The sequence below is a fragment of the Bradyrhizobium sp. genome, from assembly GCF_049581145.1.
Taxonomy (GTDB): domain Bacteria; phylum Pseudomonadota; class Alphaproteobacteria; order Rhizobiales; family Xanthobacteraceae; genus Bradyrhizobium.
In genome coordinates this window covers 1-13,722 of the sequence record NZ_JBAURI010000455.1, presented here as the reverse complement: position 1 = coordinate 13,722, position 13,722 = coordinate 1, and the positions used below count along the sequence as shown (strand labels likewise).

The window sequence follows — 13,722 nt, the reverse complement described above, 5'->3', positions numbered from 1 at the left end:
TGTCGGCACCGGTGGCCTCGTTTTCGAATTGCGCGGTCTTGGCGAAATAGGCCCGCGTGGTCTCGTTGAGATGCACCGGGAATTCGAACCCGGAGAGCCGCACCAGACCTTCGGCGAGATGATAGATCGCGTTGTCCTTGCGCGGCACCGACGAATGGCCACCGCTGTTCCTGACCTCGAGGCTGAAGCTCACCGAAACCTTCTCGCTGGTTTGGACGCTGTTGCGGATCGGCTTGCCGTCCTTCAACCCGACGCCGCCGCCCTCGTTCAGCGCGAAGGCGGCGTCGATCAGGTCGCGGTGGTTCTTCAAAAGCCACTGGATGCCGAGGCCGTCGCGATCGAGGATTTCCTCGTCGGTCTCCAGCGCGACGATAATGTCGCGGTCGGGCTTGTAACCCTCCTGCCTGTAGCGGATCAGATTGGCGATGAAGGATGCCGCCATGTATTTGTCGTCGCCCGAGCCGCGCCCGTAGAAATAGCCGTCCTTCTCGGTCAGCTTGAACGGATCGACCGACCAGTCCTCGCGCCTGGCCGGGACCACATCGAGATGCGCGACCAAGAGGATCGGCTTGCGGGCGCCGGAGCCATGCAGCCGCGCCACCAGATTGCCCTTGTGCGGCGCCGGCGAGAAGGCGTGAACGTCGGCGTCCGGAAAGCCGGCCGCCTTGAGCCGAGCCGCCATTGCGAGCGCGGCACGCGCGGTATCGCCAGTCGCGGTCGTGGTGTCGATCTCGATCAGTTCCTTGTAGATGTCGTGCGCGAGCTGCTGGTGCGGGCTGAGGTTTTCGGCCGCGGCGCGGCCAAGCAGCAACTGCGTCGAAACCAGCAGCGCCGGGAGCAGGAACGACAGATTTTGGCACGACAGCCGGCTGTGGCTGCGACTTTTTTGATGCATCTTGCACTCCGAGGATGTTCGCCGGCGGATCGAATTCAGACAAACGGCGTGCACTTGGCAAGCTATTTAGCCCAAGCGACGTGGCGGCCCGGCGAATTCCCTGGCCGAGTCCGTCGCGCCGGTCAGCGACGGATGTTCCGCACATCGCGGGCCGTCACCGGGTCCGGATAGCTGTTGCCGAAATGGGTCCGCAGATAGTTCACGACCGCTGCGACCTGGCCGTCGCTCATCATGCTGGCGAAGGACGGCATGGCGCGCCTGCCGTTGAGAACGAGATCAACCGGATATTCGCTGGCTTCGAGGTTCTTGTCCGCGACCAGTGACGGATAGGACCCGGCGCCGCTGGCGCCTGCCGCGTCCTCCATGTGGCAGCCCTGACAGACATTGGCGAACAGCTCTTGCCCGCTCATCTCGACAAAGCTGTAACCCGAACTGAAGGTGCGCCCGTTCGGGGTGGCGCTCTCCGGGACAACATTTTGAGCAAGCGCCAGGTGCGGCAGCAGCGACAGCAGCGCGAGCAGGATTGCCCGTCGCGCGCCCCGGCATGGCTGCGCCCTGCCCTGTTGCGCACGCCGTCGCCTCATGTCTTCACCACGCGCTCGTGCAGCCGCGTGATGGCATCGAGCGCGGACAGGATGGCACCCTCCTGCCATGCCGGCAGCGCGGAGGCGTGCTCGCCGGCAAGCACGATACGCCCGTCGATCCGGCATAGATTGCGGTAATGCTGCCCGCGCGCCTCTTCCGACCAGTCGCCGCTGCAGCCGAGCGTGAATGGCATTCGATGCCAGGCCACGGCAATCCCGTTCTCGAACTCGGCCGGATATTGCGGGTGAATCGCGGCACCGAATTCGACCGCACGGGCGACCCGCTCCGCCGGCGGCATCGCCGTGAACTCGAACGCGTTGGCGCCGTCGAACAGATAGGCGCCGAGCAGCACGGCGCGGCCGCTATGATTGAAGCCGGTGTTGGGATAGGCGATCTGCCGAATCGGCAGATCGGTGTAGCTGATGCCGCCATAAATGGCGTCATCCTCCTCCCAGAACCGGCGCTTGAACTGCAGGCCGATCTTGACCGCCGCCGCGTAGGGAACCGCGTCGATCGCCGACTTGAGGTCCGCACTGACGTCGATCGGCAACTGGCTGAGGATCGACAGCGGAATCGTGCACACGCACCAGTCCGCCACAGCCGTTTGCGTAGCCTTTTGCGTGTCCTTTCGCGTGTCCTTGGGATCGGCCGTGTCGACATATGTCACGGTGACGCCGCGATCGTCCTGCGTGATCGCCGTGACCTTCGAATTGTAGCGGATGACGTCGCCGACCTGGCTGGCGAACGCCTTGCCGATCATGTCCATGCCGCCCACCGGCTGGAACATCGTGGTCTGAAAATTATAGGTCGCAAAGTTCTGCAAGTAGCGCCAGAGGCGGGATTTCAGAATATCCGACAGCCCGACCGGCTCGCTCGGCGCGGCCGGCGCGGCGAGGCCGCCGCCGGGATCGGTCGCGTAACCGCGGTATGCCGCGGACGTCAGGTTGGCACCGTAGTGATAGTTCTGATCCAGCGCGCCCCATGATTTCAGCGCCTGCAACAGGATTTCCTGATCCTCCGTGGTCACGGCGTCGTCGAGCCTGCGCTGCTGGGTCGCTTTCGCCAGCAATTCGGCGATCTGGCCCTGGAAATCAGCGCGCACCGCGCGGATCCGCTGCGGCACGCCGTCGAACGCCCGCGCGGCATGCAACAGCGCGTTGTGATTGAGCTGGATGAACGGCTCGAGCGCCACGCCGAGGCGCTTGCAATAGTCGAGCAGCGCGCGATGATGATAGGGAATCCGCCATGGGCCCGGATTGAGGTAGAGGCCGCGCTCGAACTCGCAGGCCTGTGTGAAGCCGCCGAGTTCGGTGAAACGGTCGCCGCCGCGCAAGGTCCAGTTGCGGCCGCCTGCACGGCCATTGAACTCCAGGATCTGAACCTTGTATCCGGCCTTGCGCAGCTCGAGCGCGGCCGTCATGCCGGCAAGACCGGCCCCCAGAACAAGAACAGAGGCGCCTTTCGGATCGCCTTGGAGCCTGATCGGGCCAGGGTAGGGAGATTCGGACGCCAAGCCGAGGCTCGTCATCGCGTGATACATTGCCGCACTGCCCGCCATCGTACCGATAAGCGCGAGCAGATCGCGTCTCCTCACCCGTTGAGCCTCTTCTTGCATTTCGACGGCGTTCAAATCGCGTTCAGCGCAGGCGATGAAAGGGAAACCGCGCGGCCGGGCCTGTCAAGAAGCGCGCGATCATTCGACCTGCCAACACGCGTTATTGATGGGACCGCACGCGACCCGATCGTGCGACAATGCTGGCGAGCGCGTGCCAGCTTGCCGCCGGCCAAGACGCCGCGCCGAGACACAACGCCTATGCGAGTTCCGCGTCTGAGAGTTCGCGCGCCAGGCGTGCCCGCAGCGGCGTAAGCCGCTCGGCATGGTGACGCCATTTGCCGATCGAGGAAGCATAGATCGGACGCCGCACCTGGACGGCGCTTGCGGTCGCCGACGGCGCCGGCGTGGCGTGGAAGCGCAGCACGTCATCATGCCAGGGCAGTCCGACAAAATCGATGATCTTCCGGCTCGCCGCCTCCTGATGCCCGACGATGTCCTCGTAGTTGATCTCGAGCAGCAGGTCTGAAGGCAGCGTCGCCCGCCAGTGCCGCGACAGGCGCCGAAACGCGAGATAGTAATCCGCGAGCTCGACCTGGTGGTAGGAGAACGAGAACTTGCCTTGAAAGTGAGCCTTGTAGATCGCCCAGCACGCATCGAGAGGATGGCGCTGAACCATAATGATCTTCGCAGCCGGCAGGGCCGCGTGGATCAGGCCGCAATAGAGATAATTCTCGAGTGTCTTGTCCACGAAACGCGCATCGGGCAGCGCGCGCCGCGCGGCCATCGACTCGATGTAGTTTTGACCGATGCGAGCGGGATCGCCGCCGGGCGCGCCGTCGGCGGTGGCGTGATGAAGCGCGGCCGCGAAGGCGCTGGTTTCGCCGACCGAACTCATCGCGGGATGGCTTGCGATGATGCGCTCGACCAATGTGGTGCCGGTACGCGGCAACCCGGTCACGAATACCGGCGCCGCGGACCCATGGCCTGGCGGCGCCGTCTCGATCCAATTTCGAGTATGCGCGCGGATGATCCGGTCGATCTCGGCTGCTGCACGGGAGCGATTCGGTCCGATCAGGCGGCGTTGCAGTTCGCTGCCCAGCTCCACATGATCGAAGGCGCGATCGTGCATGTCCAGATCTTCGCACTCCTTGGCGAGCGCAAACCGCAGCATGACCTCGTTTTGCGCAGATAGGCCGCCGCCGATCAGCGTTTCCATCTCCGCAATATGATTGCGCGTGGCGGTCTGGATCCGCAGATCGGAGCGCAAATAATGGGCAAGGCCATAGTGGTGGTCGAGCGCAATCGCCGCGTCGCAATGCGCTTCCGCCTCGACCAGCGCCCCGGTCATGCGCTCGGTCGCCGCCAGATTGAAGAGATATTGCGGTACATCGGCGCGGCCCGCGACCGCGCGCAGGAACAGGCGCCTCGCCCGATCATGCAGGCCCAGCAGACCGAAGATCGCGCCCAGCGCATCGAGCGCCTCAGGCGCGGCACCGACCGCCATCCCGATTCTGGCTTCGGCGCTTTCAGCGACCTCGCGGGCGTGCCCTGCCCTGCCGGTCAGGAACAGGCATTTGGCGCGAAGGATGAGCGGTATCGGATCGTCAGCGGCGAGCGCGGCGGCGCGTTCGGCGCAGACGATTGCCGCATCGGGACGGCCGCGTTGCAGGGCCGTCTCGGTGAGCAGACACCAGGCCGTCGCATTGTTCGCATCGCGCGCCAGGATCTGGGCACAGATGCCCTCGGTTCGTGCAATGTCGCCTGCACTGAACGCCTGCCGCGCCGCGTCGATCGTCGCCGGCGTGTCCTTCGGCAAAGGTCGGCCGAGAGCCTGGCCTCTGGACTGCTTCAATGCACCGGCTCCCTGGGAAGCAGACAGAACGACCGCGACCGCGGCCGCCCCATCAAAGACAAAAGGCCCGGGGACGTCCATTGCGGACATCCCCAGGCGTCAAGCGTCAGGCTGATACCTCAGTCGTGGTCGTGGTGGCCACCGTCCTGGTCAAACGCGAAGTTGCCCCAGAGGTCGCCGATCGCCGGACGATTGGTCGGCACATAGGGATTGTCACTGGAGGTTTGCGGGTTCGGCAGATTGTCGCGACTGCGATTCGACAGCTTCGGCAGATCCCAGTTGCGCTCGATGAACTTCACGATCGATGCGTGATCGGAATACTCATGCGAGACGTGACCGCCCATCGAATATTTCGACACCACCAGCATCGGGATGCGGGTGCCGTCGCCGAAATAATCGACCGGCTGGACGTAACCGGAGTCGTAGTAGCCGCCACCCTCGTCGGTGGTCACCAGGATCGCCGTCGATTCCCAGAGTTCCTCGTTGGACTGGACCTGCTCGATGATCCGCCGGGCGAACGATTCGAACAGATCGAGCTTGGACGACGCCGGATGACCGTCGTTGAAGGTGCTCGGCTTGACGAAGGACACCGCCGGCAGATTGCCGCTGGCGATGGCGTCGTAGAGATCGAGCGTGTCCTTCAGATGCTCATTGCGCGCAGTGGCGTTGGTCATGACCGACGCCGAATAGAGGAACGGGTTGCAGATGTTGCAGTAGAGATAGGCGACCGGATCGAGCGATCCAAAGTTCGTGCCTTCGCCCGGCGCAGTCTTGAAGTCGTTCCAGCGTTCGCCAAAATACGCCCACGAGACCTGGGACTGGCTGAGCACGTCGCCGATATGGTGCTGCTTGATCACCGGCGGCAGCGTGAACGGACCGTTATTGACCGGGTCGGTGGCGCCGCTGCCGATGAACGCCGGAACATAGTTGTTGAGCAGATAATAGGCGTTCGGGGCGCAGTTCGGCGAAACGTGGATCGCCTGAAGATAGCTCGTGATCGGCGCGACACCCGGCTGGGTCGGATCGGAACAATTGGTATAGCTGCCACCGCCATAGCCGTCGTTGGTGTACCAGTTGTTGGATTCCGGCGCTGGATTGGGATTCTCGATCTCGTTGACGTAGACTGGCGGATTCGAGCCGGGAACCAGCACGTGGTTGGGGGTTGCCGGATCGCCATTGGCATCGGCGTAGTACAGCGCATCGGCGTAGCCGAACATCATCTGGTTGGCGAATGTGCCGCCCATCACCGGCTGATGGTAGTTGTCGTTGAGGGTATATTCGCGCGCGAGCTTGGTGAGGTATGGCGCGTCGCCCTTGGCCACATTGTAGAAGCCCAGCGCGATATTGCCTTCCTTGAGCGGCGCGCTCGGCGGCGGAGCGCCGTTGCTGCCCGAGGAGATGGTTTCCTCCACCCAGGGGAAGAGGTCGGCCTGGCAGCCGCTCGGGTTGCCAGCCGTGGTCTTGGCGATGTCGCAATCGAGTTCCTGCCACATCTGGTAGAAGCGATGGACGGGGCTGCCACCGTAGGTGTCGTAAAGGCTGCCACCTTGCGCCGTGACCAGGGGATAGGGACCGTTCGGCAGGTCACTGGCATTCAAGATCCGCGTGTCCGGCGAGTTGCCCGGGATGCCAGTGGCACCCGTCGTCAGCACGGACAGATCCTGCGGACGCAAGCCGTAGTCGGCCTGTGCGGCGAGTTGCAGGCTTGCCATGCATCCCGGACCATCGAGAGCCGCGGTATTGACGGACGTGTAGCAGGCCTGCGGCGCATAGGAGGTGCCGGGCGTCTGCAGCTTGTTGCTTGTGGTATTATAAGGCGTCTTGTTGCCGGGATGGTTCGAATAGAAATTGGTGTCCTCGGCGGCGAACTGCGCGGCCTTGCCATAGTTCGGGCCGGGTGTGCCGTCGGCGTTGACGATGCCCTTGGACAGCAAATTGTCGACATGCTCGCCGTTCTGCGGCTGATAGGTTGCGAAGACATGATCGAAGGTGCGGTTTTCGCCCATGATGATGATCACGTGCTTGATTGGACTGTCGGTCTTGCCGTCATTGGCATGCGATCCGCCCAGGATCATGTTGTCGGCTGCGAAAGCATCGCATCCCATCAGAGAAAGAATGGCCGCGGTCACCACGGTGCGATCGCGTAAACGTCGTGTCAGTTGCTTGAGCATGAGGCCTCCCGAAAGATGAAGAGTCGGGCAAAATGTCCGAAAGGCCGGCAACCTAGCCACCCGATGTGACAGGTTTGCTTCATGATGATGTCACGAAAAAAACGGAGACGGTGTTGCAAAGCTGCAAGGCAGCGGCGACCGGCCGGAAAACATCCGCTATCAGAACAGCTTGAACGGAAGAAAGAGCCAATTATGACCGATCACGAAGTGTCTCGGTGTTTGGTCCATCATGATCGCGAGGCCCGGGATTCGCAGCGGCGGCGAACTCGTGGTCATGAAATGGCGGTCACGAACTCGCCTTGGCCTTCCTTGCGGCGATCTGCTGCAGGGCCCAGCGGGCATTCTTCCTGACGTCGGGATCGCCGTCATTGGCAACCAGCATCAGGAAGGCCTCGCCGTCGGGATCGGCGATTTCGCCGAGCGCAGCAGCGGCTTCCTTGCGCAGATTGGCCTGTTCGTGGCGTATGCAACTGCCGATCGGCCGCACCGCGCGATCGACCTTCATCTTGCCGAGGCTCCGGATCGCCTTCAGCCGCACCTGCCAGAAATCATCAGCCAAGGACGCAATCAACTGATCCGCGGCGAGGATCCCGTTGGCGTTGAGGCCGAGGGTTTCGGCGGCCATCTCGCGCACCATCCAATCGTCATCCCTGAGCGCGCGGGTGATGGTCTCGGCGGCCGGCTTCATCTGCGAGAAGGCCAGCGCGCTGACCGCGGCGCGGCGGACATGGGCGTCGGGATCGTTGATCAGCGCGGTCAGGGCCGGAATCGATTCCTCCAGCTTGAGAAAGCCGATCACGCCGATCGCCTGGACGCGAACCGCAGCGTCTGGATCATGCAGCGCTTCGAGCGCGGGCTTCAGCGTATCCTTGCGCCGCAGTTCCTTCAGCGCCCGCAACGCGCCCATCCGGACGAACGCATGCCCGTGCGTGACCAGCGGCAGGATCATGTCAGCGCAGGCCGGGTCCTTGAACTCCGCCATGCTGTCGGCGGCGGCCGAGGCCACGATGCGCTCCGGATCGACCAGCAGTTTTGTCAGGGCAGCGGCGGCTTCGGGTCCGTCGAATTCACCGAGCGCCATCGCAACCTGCTGGCGCACGCCGGCATCGGGATCGGTGACAACGGCGGCGAGGTGCCTGACCGCACCGGGATCGCCGGAATAACCCAGCGCGATCACGGCGACGCGGCGCTCGCCGGGATCGGCGGCCTGCAGCCGCTCGTCGGCATCCTCGATATCGTCGTAGGACTCGAACGGACTCGACATGGCTACCTCAACAGATAGGGGATGTTGACGGTGACGGCGCCGGTCGGACAGTCCGCCTCGCATGGCATGCAATACCAGCATTCGTCATAGGCCATGTAGGCCTTGCCGGTCATGTCGCTGATGCGCAGCACATCCAGCGGACAGACCTCGACGCAGACCGTGCAGCCCTTGTCGGCGATGCATTTGGCCTCATCCACAACCACCGGAACTGACGTCTGATAGGTCGCAAGCGGCATTCAAATCTCCTGCAATGATCGGGATTGTGACGAGGCGTCAGGCGCTGGCGCGAATGCGCTGCTTGTCGTAGAGGTCCTTTTCGTCGTCGGCGATCGGGACGATGTAGGGCTCGACCGGCCGCTTCTCGCTGACCATCTTGCCGTCCTGCTTGCCGAGCAACGTGTGGCAGAACCAGTTCTCGTTGTCCTTTTCGGGAAAATCGGTGCGCAGGTGATAGAGACCCCAGCGGCTTTCCTCGCGATACATCGAGGCATGCACCGCCATGTCGGCGCAGTCCAGAATTGATTGCGCCTCGAGCGCGCGCAGCAATTCATGCGCATTGCGCGCGATCATGCTCTCGCCGGCATCCTCGCGGACCTCGGCTAGGCGGCGCGCGCCCAATTGGTATTTCGCGGTGACTTTTGGCGGCTGCAGATAGTCGTTCACCAGCCGCCGTGTCTTGTATTCGATCTGGTTCGGCGGGATGCCATCCTCGCGCCTGGTCGGCGCCATGACGCGGTCGCGCTCGCGGGCGACGTCGGCGGCATCGAACTCGGCAAAGTCGTGGCTGTCGGCGAATTCCATCGCGTCGATGCCGGCGACCGAGCCGTTGGTAAAGGCGCCGAGCATGTAGTTGTGCGGCACGCTCGCCATGTCGCCCGCGGCATAGAGCCCCGGCACCGTGGTACGCGCATGCTCGTCGACGAACACGCCGGAGGCGCTGTGGCCCGAGCAGAAGCCGATCTCGGAAATGTGCATCTCGATCGACTCGGTGCGGTAATCGACCCCCCGCCCCTTCTGGAACTGCCCGCGGGTCGGTCGTTCGACCTTGTGCAGCGTGGATTCGATCTCTTCGATGGTCTTGTCGTGCAGATGCTTGAGCTGCAGGAATACCGGCCCCTTGCCCGACGACAGCTCATTGTAGAACTCGAGCATCATCTGGCCCGACCAATAGTCGCATTCGATGAAGCGCGAACCTTCGTTGTTGGCGGTATAGGCGCCGAACGGGCCAGCGACATAGGCGCAGGCCGGGCCGTTATAATCCTTGATCAGCGGATTGATCTGGAAGCATTCGAGATTGGCGAGCTTGGCGCCGGCGTGATAGGCCATCGCATAGCCGTCGCCGGAATTGGCGGCGTTCTCGTAAGTGCCGAACATGTAGCCGGAGGTCGGCAGGCCGAGGCGTCCCGCGGCACCCATGCAGAGGATCACGGCCTTCGCCTTGATCACCAGCATCTCGGCGGTCCGCGTATTGACGCTGATCGCGCCCGCCACGCGGCCATCGCTCGACGTCAACAGCCGCGTCGCCATGTAGCGGTTGGAGATCAATATCCGCGCGCGCCGGAGCTGGCGGTACAGCGCCTTCTTCACGGTCTCGCCGTTCGGCATCGGCAGCACGTAGGTGCCGATATGGTGTACCTTCTTGACCGCGTAGTCGCCGTTCTCGTTCTTGAGGAAGCGAATCCCGAAACTGTCGAGCTCCTCGATGATCTTGTAGCAGTTCTGCGCGTATTGATAGACCGCCTTCTGGTCGACGATCCCATCATTGGCGATGGTGATTTCCTTGGTGTATTGTTCGGGCGTCGCATAGCCCGGGATGACCGCGTTGTTCAGCCCGTCCATGCCCATCGAGATCGCGCCGGACCGCTTGACGTTGGCCTTTTCCAGCAGGACGACGTTCGCCTTCGGATTCCTGAGCTTGGCCTTCAGCGCGGCCATCGGGCCGGCGGTGCCGCCGCCGATCACCAGCACATCGCAGGACACCTCCGAAAGTCCGTCGACGATCTCATCCATTGCCATCATATGCTCCTGATTCGTCGGCGCATCGGCCGCGTTGCTGCGAGATTTGTCCAGGCACCTCTCCGACGATAGCAATTAGTTGTCGCCGGCGAGAGAATGCCAATGTTTGATCGGTCTGCCGGAATCCGACCCAGCCCTTGAACAAAAAGCAGGCAGCCAACTCACCGTTCGACGAACGCCTTCTCGATGACGAAATGGCCGGGCTCGCTGTGATTGCCCTCGGAAAAGCCGCACCCGGTGAGCATCGCGCGGAGTTCCTCGAGCATGCCAGGACTGCCGCACAGCATGATGCGATCGGTGGCGCGGTCGAGGTCGGAAAGGCCGATATCGGCGAAGAGCTGGCCGGACGCGATCAGATCGGTCAGGCGGCCGCGGTTCCGGAACGGCTCGCGCGTGACCGTCGGATAATAGATCAGCTTGTCCGCGAGCATCGGGCCAAACAGGTCGTCCTGACGCAGCTTTTCGACCAGCCGCTCGCCATAGGCCAGCTCGGTGACCTGGCGGCAGCCATGCGCCAGGATGATGGTGTCGTAGTTTTCGTAGACCTCGGGATCCTTGATCAGGCTCGCGAAGGGCGCCAGCCCTGTGCCGGTCGACAACAGCAGCAGCCGCTTGCCGGGCAGCAGGTTGCCCGTGATCAGCGTCCCCGTGGCCTTGCGGCCGACCAGAATGATATCGCCCGCCCGGATATTCTGCAGGCGCGAGGTCAGCGGCCCGTCAGCGACCTTGATGCTGAAGAACTCCAGTGCCTCCTCGTGATTGGCGCTCGCCATGCTGTAGGCCCGCACCAGCGGCCGGCCCTCCAGTTCCAGCCCGATCATGGCGAATTGCCCGTTCTGGAAGCGAAAGCCGGGGTCGCGCGTCGCGGTGAAACTGAACAGGGATTCGGTCCAGTGCGTCACCGACAGAACCGTTTCCTTCTGAAAAGCACTCATCGTCCATCTCTCTCTGCTTCGTCCGATCGTGGAATGCGCGTGCGGTGCGCCACGGTCGAACGTTTCATCGAGGAGGACATTCCAGGCAACTCTCAACAGGGATTGCCGGTCGATTAGTTGCTCATTTGGGTATACGGCATCATGCGTGTCGCCCAGCGGCATGCGATCGAACTGCGCTGATAGCAATTAGTTGCTATCGGCGAGCCTGCCGGCGAACTAAACCTTCCAAAGGAGACCGTCGTGACAATGATGGCAATGGTGGCGCCAAGGCTGACAGGTTACGAGGTGGGCTCTGATCTCGCTTCGCTTGCGCTGACCACGTCGCAGGACGGACTTATCACGCTCACTGCCGAGCAGCTTCGAATCGCCTGCAAATGCGCGCACTGCGCACGGGCGCGCATCGACCAGCGCTTTCCAGCAGATTTTCCGGGCATCGCCATCGTCGAGGTCAACGATCTCGGCTACGGCCTCAACATCGGCTTTTCCGACGGACATAATCGGGGCATCTACCCCATGAGCTATTTGCTGGCCATCGCGAGTCGTTGATTTTATTGCGATTTCGGATGGCGTCGCCGACGGAAGTTTCGCCCGGTCTGGCACGAACATTGCTGCTTTCCGGATCAGTTCTAACGATCGGAGGTCGGCGATGGTGCCGCAGGCAGTCAACGCTGCGCAGCGAACTGCGCATCCCCAAATACCGGCCGCCCGGTCAAGCGCGACGTCTTCGCTGCTCTTGACGGAGAACCAGCAATCGATCGGTGGGCCGCCGCCCCTCATGGAAAAGCTCTCGGCGCGCGAGCGCGAGATGGTTCTGAAGCAGGGGCGCCGCAAGGTCCTCAATCGGGGGCAGACACTGTTCAACCAGGGTGCGAAACATGACGGTATCTACCTGATCGAAAGCGGCCGGATCCGCGTGTTTTATACTTCTCCGCTCGGCCGCGAGATCACGCTGGCCTACTGGCACCCCGGCAATTTCGTCGGCGGACCGGAGGTGTTCGGCGGCGGCATCCATCAATGGTCCGGCACGGCCTCCAGCAATTGCAGCGTGGTGCAACTGCCGGGCAAGGAGCTGCGCGCGCTCGCGACCGAAATTCCGAACCTCGCAATCGGCCTGATCGAGGGACTGACCTTCAAGGGCAAGTGCTATTCTGCGCTGGCGCAGATGCTCGGAACCCGCTCGATCACGCAGCGGCTGGCGCACCTTCTCTTGCACTTGATGAGCCTCTACGGGGTCGCCGACAAGGACGGCACCGTGATCGCCGCAGCCTTCACTCATGCCGACCTCGCCCACATGGTGGGCGCCACCCGGCAATGGGTGACCATCAGCCTGAAGCGGATGCAGGAGAAACGGATCGTCCTTACCAAGCGATCGCAGATCGTGGTGTGCCGGCCGGACATCCTGGAGGAGATGCGCGGGCAAGCTGCGGACTAATGCCTCTGATCAAGGTCGCTGCACGTTCAATTGGCTTTGCCGGGCGAAACTGCCCAACACCTATGCAAGCGGCTTTTCCGGGCAACTAATCCACCATGACGTCAAGTCCGCGTTTGCCTGGATCGCCCGCCGAACCAATCATGGCAGGCCAAGCGCATCCAACAAAATGAGGATGAGAATGCTCCGCCAGCTTCCAGCCCGCACTCTCTCGATCGCCGCGGCCTCATTGGCCCTGATACTGGCGCGTCCCGCCAGTGCGGAAACCGTCACCATCGGCATCGGCACGCAGGACACCACGACCAACACGGTAACCGCCGGCACCGTCATCCGGCAGCTGCATCTGTTGGAGAAGTACCTGCCGACCACCGGCAAATATGCCAACATCAAGTTCGAGCTCGACTGGCAGAATTTCACCTCCGGCCCTCCCGTCACCAATGCGATGATGGCGGACAAGCTGCAGTTCGGCATGATGGGCGACTATCCGCTGATCGTGAACGGCTTTACCTTCGAAAACAATCCCGACAGCAAGAGCCGCCTGATCGCGGTCGCGGCCTACAGCCTGGCGGGTTCGGGCAACGGCATCGTCGTGCACAAGGACTCGCCCTATTACGACCTCGCCGATCTCAAGGGCAAGGTGGTCAGCGTTCCCTTCGGGTCCGCCGCGCACGGCATGGTGCTGAAGGCGATGCAGGACCGCGGCTATCCGCCGGACTTCTTCCAGCTGGTCAACCAGAGCCCCGAAGTCGGCTCGACCAATCTGCAGGAGAAGAAGATCGACGCCCATGCCGACTTCGTGCCGTTCGCCGAGCTGTTGCCATTCCGCGGCTTTGCCCGAAAGATCTTCGACGGTGTGCAGACCAACCTGCCGACCTGGCACGGCGTCGTGGTCCGCACCGACTTCGCCGAGAAATATCCCGAAGTCGTGGTCGCCTACATCAAGGCGATCATCGCCGCCAATCAGTGGTTCCGCGCCGATCCCAAGGCAGCTTCCGAAAAGATCCAGGAATGGACCGGGAC

General features: G+C 62.8%; 12 protein-coding genes. 3 read left to right on the top strand and 9 right to left on the bottom strand.

Annotated features, from left to right (window positions below):
* From WCB02_RS14745 to WCB02_RS14705, 9 genes are all read right to left on the bottom strand, one after another.
* On the bottom strand, positions 1–895 hold an 895-nt coding region (locus WCB02_RS14745), incomplete at its 3' end, for a M20/M25/M40 family metallo-hydrolase (protein ID WP_423958964.1).
* A 122-nt stretch (positions 896–1,017) separates the two neighbouring features.
* Positions 1,018–1,479 (bottom strand): c-type cytochrome, encoded by a 462-nt coding sequence (locus WCB02_RS14740; RefSeq protein ID WP_423958962.1) that lies wholly within the window; start codon positions 1,477–1,479, stop codon positions 1,018–1,020.
* Positions 1,476–3,095: an NAD(P)/FAD-dependent oxidoreductase gene (locus tag WCB02_RS14735; protein ID WP_423958961.1), complete on the bottom strand. Its 1,620-nt coding sequence runs from the start codon at positions 3,093–3,095 to the stop codon at positions 1,476–1,478. Before WCB02_RS14735 ends, WCB02_RS14740 begins: the two co-directional genes overlap by 4 nt.
* A gap of 196 nt (positions 3,096–3,291) precedes the next feature.
* Entirely contained in the window at positions 3,292–4,887 is a 1,596-nt protein-coding gene (locus WCB02_RS14730; RefSeq protein WP_423958959.1) for a tetratricopeptide repeat-containing sulfotransferase family protein, read from the bottom strand.
* Positions 4,888–5,006: 119 nt separating this feature from the next.
* Positions 5,007–7,058, bottom strand: coding sequence for an alkaline phosphatase family protein (locus WCB02_RS14725; RefSeq protein WP_423958957.1), 2,052 nt, complete (start codon positions 7,056–7,058; stop codon positions 5,007–5,009).
* A gap of 286 nt (positions 7,059–7,344) precedes the next feature.
* Positions 7,345–8,322: a HEAT repeat domain-containing protein gene (locus tag WCB02_RS14720; RefSeq protein WP_423958955.1), complete on the bottom strand. Its 978-nt coding sequence runs from the start codon at positions 8,320–8,322 to the stop codon at positions 7,345–7,347.
* Between the two features lie 2 nt (positions 8,323–8,324).
* The gene (locus WCB02_RS14715; RefSeq protein ID WP_423958953.1) at positions 8,325–8,558 is read right to left on the bottom strand and encodes a 4Fe-4S dicluster domain-containing protein; all 234 of its coding nucleotides are present in this window, start codon (positions 8,556–8,558) and stop codon (positions 8,325–8,327) included.
* 37 nt (positions 8,559–8,595) lie between these two features.
* Positions 8,596–10,338, bottom strand: coding sequence for a fumarate reductase/succinate dehydrogenase flavoprotein subunit (locus tag WCB02_RS14710; protein ID WP_423958951.1), 1,743 nt, complete (start codon positions 10,336–10,338; stop codon positions 8,596–8,598).
* A gap of 161 nt (positions 10,339–10,499) precedes the next feature.
* Positions 10,500–11,273 carry a ferredoxin--NADP reductase gene (locus WCB02_RS14705; RefSeq protein WP_423958950.1) on the bottom strand — a complete coding sequence of 258 codons (774 nt, stop codon included), beginning with the start codon at positions 11,271–11,273 and terminating at the stop codon, positions 10,500–10,502.
* A gap of 249 nt (positions 11,274–11,522) precedes the next feature.
* Between WCB02_RS14705 and WCB02_RS14700 the strand changes: the two genes are divergently transcribed.
* The 3 genes from WCB02_RS14700 to WCB02_RS14690 all read left to right on the top strand — a co-directional run.
* Positions 11,523–11,819 (top strand): gamma-butyrobetaine hydroxylase-like domain-containing protein, encoded by a 297-nt coding sequence (locus tag WCB02_RS14700; RefSeq protein WP_423958948.1) that lies wholly within the window; start codon positions 11,523–11,525, stop codon positions 11,817–11,819.
* 100 nt (positions 11,820–11,919) lie between these two features.
* Positions 11,920–12,705 (top strand): Crp/Fnr family transcriptional regulator, encoded by a 786-nt coding sequence (locus WCB02_RS14695; RefSeq protein WP_423958947.1) that lies wholly within the window; start codon positions 11,920–11,922, stop codon positions 12,703–12,705.
* A 178-nt stretch (positions 12,706–12,883) separates the two neighbouring features.
* Positions 12,884–13,722: ABC transporter substrate-binding protein (locus tag WCB02_RS14690; protein WP_423958946.1), on the top strand; the 839-nt coding region annotated here is incomplete at its 3' end.